The sequence below is a fragment of the Terriglobus sp. YAF25 genome, assembly GCF_052113305.1.
In the GTDB taxonomy this organism is placed as follows: Bacteria; Acidobacteriota; Terriglobia; order Terriglobales; family Acidobacteriaceae; genus Terriglobus.
In genome coordinates this window covers 1-4708 of sequence record NZ_JBFRCY010000347.1, presented here as the reverse complement: position 1 = coordinate 4708, position 4708 = coordinate 1, and the positions used below count along the sequence as shown (strand labels likewise).

Here is a 4708-nt window from a genome sequence, read left to right as displayed (position 1 = left end):
CACAACACCTTGACGATGGCCATGTCGATCAGTGGCGACCGATTTCAGACGAGCGCACCGGTGGATCAGATCATTCGCCAGGGTACGGAACGCATCAAGGCAATCCCCGGTGTCGTCGAAGCTGCCGCGGGGAATGGGTTGCCGCTTCAGGGCGCCTTCGGAATGCCGTTCGATATTGTGGGGCGGTCGAAAGGCAATGCCCCAGCCACCGGAGGGGCGGGATACTACTCGGTCTCGGCGAACTATTTCAAGGCCTTGACGATTCCTCTTCTACGCGGCCGCACGTTCACGGATCGCGATAACGCCTCGGCTCCGGGAGTGATTCTCATCAATGAGGCCATGGCGAAGCAGTACTGGCCGCAGGGCGACCCGCTGCGGGATCGGATTCAGAAAGCACCTGGCTTCGGGGGACCGTTCGCTGAGCCGCCTCGCGAGATTGTTGGCATCGTCGGTGACACGCGCGACGATGGTCTCAATAAAGATCCCTTTCCGACCATGTACATTCCTCTGGCACAGATGCCTGATGGCGAGACCGCGCTCAATTCGCGTGTCGCTCCGCTCTGGTGGATCGTGCGCACGAACAGCGACCCACATGCTGTAGTCGCGGCCGTGACGTCGGCGCTACGCGAGGCCACCGGCGGGCTGCCCGTAGCACACATCCGAACCATGGACGAGATCGATAGCCTGATGGTTTCGCGGCAGCGCTTCAACATGCTGCTGCTTACCGTGTTCGGCGCATCCGGACTGTTGCTGGCCGCGGCAGGCATCTACGGCTTGATGGCGTTTTCCGTGGAGCAGCGCACGCAGGAGCTGGGGATACGGATGGCGATGGGAGCGCAGACCTCACACCTTCGCAACATGGTTCTCCGCCAGGGAATGATCCTCACGATCATCGGTGTGGCAGCGGGAATCGCCGCTTCTTTCTGGCTGACGCGATTCCTCGCCAGCTTTCTCTTCGGCGTTGAGAAGTGGGATCCACTGGCATTTCTCCTGACACCGCTGTTGCTCAGCATTGTTGCCCTGGCGGCCACATGGATTCCGGCAGTACGCGCCACCAGGGTGGATCCAATAACCGCGCTGCGTTTCGAATAACCGATGGGACATCGAAAGCGGCCATATCTTTGGTTTGAAACTGGAAGCGCGCCAGCTTGCTTGTAAGGTGCGGTGACCTGTAGAGAGGGGTTCGACGGTGGGAAGGTTGTGCAATAAAGTGTTTGGGCTTGCGTTATTGCTGCTCATTCCGGGTGCGGTTGGTCTGGCCCAGGAATTAGCAATTGAAGACGCGGCTGTTTATAGCTCGCCAGAGGCGCCTCTGCGCAGGCATATGACGATCGTGATCCACAACGGTGTGATTGCGGATGCAGGAGAGCATGTGCGCATCCCTAAGGGGATGCAAAGGATTTCCTGCCAGGGGTGTGTTGTGCTCGCCGGGTTCTGGAATGCGCACGTGCATTTTATGGAGCCAAAGTGGAACGATGCCGCACATCTACCCGCAGAGAGATTGACTCGCCAGTTGAGCGAGATGCTCACCCACTCGGGATTTACGACCGTGGTCGATACAGGTTCGGATGTGGAGAATACCGTCGCACTGCGGAAGCGGATAGAAAGTGGCGAAGTCTCCGGTCCGCGCATCTTCACCGCAGGCATCCCACTCTATCCCGTACATGCGCTGCCTTTCTATTTAGCGGACGTTCCTGCAGATGTGAAAGCAAAGCTGGGACAACCAGAGACAGCCGCCGATGCAAAGGCGCTTGTCGACAAGAACCACGCTGCCGGAGCGGACATCCTCAAGCTCTTCACTGGTTCAATCGTTCGTCCAAATCAAGTCACTCCCATGCAAGTGGAGATCGCGCGAGCAGCTACCGAGGAGGAACATAAGAGCGGCGGGCTGGTTTTTTCGCATTCGTCGAACATGGAAGGAACGAAAGTGGCGATCGATGCCGGTGTGGATGTTCTGGCTCATACGCCAGAGGCTGTAAACGGAATTGATGGAGCTGTCTTGCAGCGCATGGTCGCACAGCAAATGACAATCAGTCCGACCCTGAAGCTATTTTCCCAGGACCGTGATATCGCGAAGATTCGCGGGCTGGATTATCAATTCCACCAGCTTGGCGGACGCCTGGTTTATGGCACCGACACCGGGTTTCTTGCCGACTACGATCAAGGCGAGGAGTTTCGCCAGCTGATGGCCGCGGGATTTACCTTTCGCGATGTGTTGGAGATGCTGACGACCGCTCCGGCGGCGCTGTTTCATCTGTCGCAGCGAGAAGGCAAAGTGATGCTAGGAATGCGCGGCGATCTGACGGTTCTATCGGATGATCCGGCATCAGGCCGTCCAGAGGCATTCACCCATGTTCTATATACAATCCGCGGAGGCATCGTAATCTGGCAGGCAAATCAAACGATGAAGTGATTCATCCGCAGGACGGGCCTTGTATTTCATACAAGCCCTCGAGCATTCTCCTGTAGGTGCAGTGCGGAGGTTATGCATCGATGGGCGTTTTCCGCCTTTGTCATGCATCCTCCCCGCCTGGGTGCCCCGTCCTCGCAACGCTAGGGCGGGTTCGGGAACACCCCAGATTCCCGGCAAAGACAGAACGATTCGTCGATGGGACTGATGAAAGAGTTGTGGCTTCCTTACCCGCCCTAGCGTTGCGAGGACGGGGCACCCAAGCGGATGGATTGAGAAAAACACCGCTATGCACCGCAATGAAAACGCCGCTGCACTCCTCTCCCGGGATACCCAACAACGGGAAAAATGCTTTAGAATCCACGTCCATGCATCTACGCTTCGGCTTCCGGACTCTGATCGCCATTTGCGTTACGTTGGCGATACTGCTCGGCGTCGTCGCAGTTGTGCAGTATCGATGGTCGAAACGCGTGGCCGCTGCAGATATACAACGCGAGCGCGAACACCTTAACGCTTCGGCTTCTCTTTTTGTGACGCGGTTCAATCGGAACATCGCGGACGCCGTCGGGTTTCTTCAGAACGATGCGCAGACCGCATGGTCAACCGGTGCGCCGTTGCCCGCTTTGCCGAAGGTTCTGCAGGAACTCTACCTTCTGGATACTTCAGGTTCGCAGCCCCGCGTCCGGCGCGCGGATGCTTCCGGTACCTTCGCTGCGGTATCGACACCAGAGTGGATGAAGCCGGTTGATTGCATGAGTTTGATCTCCACGCAGCCGCTTGCGATCACGTCGCCTCTGTTCAACCCTGTCGGTGAAGAGCCGGCCCCAGGCCGAAGCCGCATCGTACTCAGGACATCACGTGGCGGCCGCTGCTTTGTCGCGTTGCTGAACGAGGACTTCATCAAGGGCACGCTCGTTCCGGCGCTTCTTCAGGAGACTTTTGGCGAATCCTCCATCAACGACTATGATTTTGCGATCGTCTCGCGGGACCGCGACAGCGAGCGGATCTATGGCCCGAGGGTTACTCCGGATCTCAGGCGGACGTTCTTCACGGTGCCGCTCCGGAGTCTGCTGCCGGCGCCAAAGCGTCCGCCTTCTACTTCGGGCAAGGGTATCTCCCTCTATCAGCACTATGAGATCGGAACGATCAATCGCAGAGCGCCAGGTCTTCCTCCTCAGTTGGGAGACGGAATGTGGGAGTTGCAGATCGCACATCGCGGTATGTCGCTTCCTGCAGCTTTCAGACGTGAACGTTGGCGGGATCTTCTGATTGGTGTCGCGGCGGAGCTGCTGCTTGGCGCAGCTATCGTCCTGCTTGTGATTGGCGCGCACCGGATGCAGCAGGTTGCCGAACAGCGGATGCAGTTCGTTGCCGCGATCTCACATGAACTGCGCACGCCGGTGTCGTCCATCTCGATGTTGTCGCGTAATCAGGCAGATGGTCTAGTGTCAGGTGCGGACAAGGTTTCGCAGTACGGTGAGCTGATCCACCAGCAATCACGCCGGCTCAGCGAAATGATCGAGCAGACGCTTCAGTATGCCGGCATACACTCCCACCTCGGCACAAGAATGCGCACGTCTGTCGACGTTGAAGCAGTGATCGTCGACGCCCTCGCTGCGCACAAGGAAGAGCTTGCTCGTGAGCAGTTTCATGTCGAGCAGGTCGTTCCCCATGGACTTCCCGCAGTTCACGGCGATGCCGGCCTGCTCCGCATTGCCATCGACAATCTGCTTTCGAATGCCATCAAGTATGCAAAGAGCGGGCGATGGATCGGCATCCGGGTCGAACACTCCGTGAAGGAACGGGTGATTCTTGTTCATGTCTCCGACCACGGTCCGGGCATCGAGGACTCCGATCAGGAACGCCTGTTCGAACCCTTCTACCGCGGCAGAAGTGCCGTAGAAGCGAGTGCTCCGGGCTCAGGCATCGGCCTCAGCCTCGTACGCTCTGCCGCCGAGGCGCATGGCGGTTCTGTCACGATGGTAAGCACTCCCGGACAGGGCAGCACCTTTACGCTGAGAATACCCGCATGACTCGCATTCTGTTCATCGAAGACGAACCCGCTTTCGCGATTGGTGTGATCGACCGCTTGCGCGCGGACAGCTATGACGTCAGGTGGGAGAGTAACGGAAGTGCAGGGTATCAGGCTGGCTGCGCGCATCCGTTTGATCTCATCCTGCTCGATGTCTCGCTGCCGGGTAAGAACGGATTCGACATCTGCCGCGATCTGCGACGTGAGGGTGTATCCGCGCCCGTGCTTATGCTCACTGCCAGGGGCGAGGTGATCGATCGTGTCCT

Annotated in this window: 4 protein-coding genes; all 4 read left to right on the top strand. The window is 58.3% G+C overall.

Features of this window, described 5'->3' with window-relative positions:
* The coding region (locus AB4043_RS15175; protein WP_442307421.1) for an FtsX-like permease family protein at positions 1–1092 on the top strand (1092 nt) is incomplete at its 5' end.
* 97 nt (positions 1093–1189) lie between these two features.
* On the top strand, positions 1190–2413 hold the full coding sequence (locus tag AB4043_RS15170) for an amidohydrolase family protein (protein ID WP_442307420.1): 1224 nt from the start codon (positions 1190–1192) through the stop codon (positions 2411–2413).
* A 365-nt stretch (positions 2414–2778) separates the two neighbouring features.
* Positions 2779–4443, top strand: a complete 1665-nt coding sequence (locus AB4043_RS15165) for a sensor histidine kinase (RefSeq protein ID WP_442303407.1) — start codon at positions 2779–2781, stop codon at positions 4441–4443.
* Positions 4440–4708: response regulator (locus tag AB4043_RS15160; RefSeq protein WP_442307419.1), on the top strand; the 269-nt coding region annotated here is incomplete at its 3' end. The genes AB4043_RS15165 and AB4043_RS15160, both read left to right, overlap by 4 nt.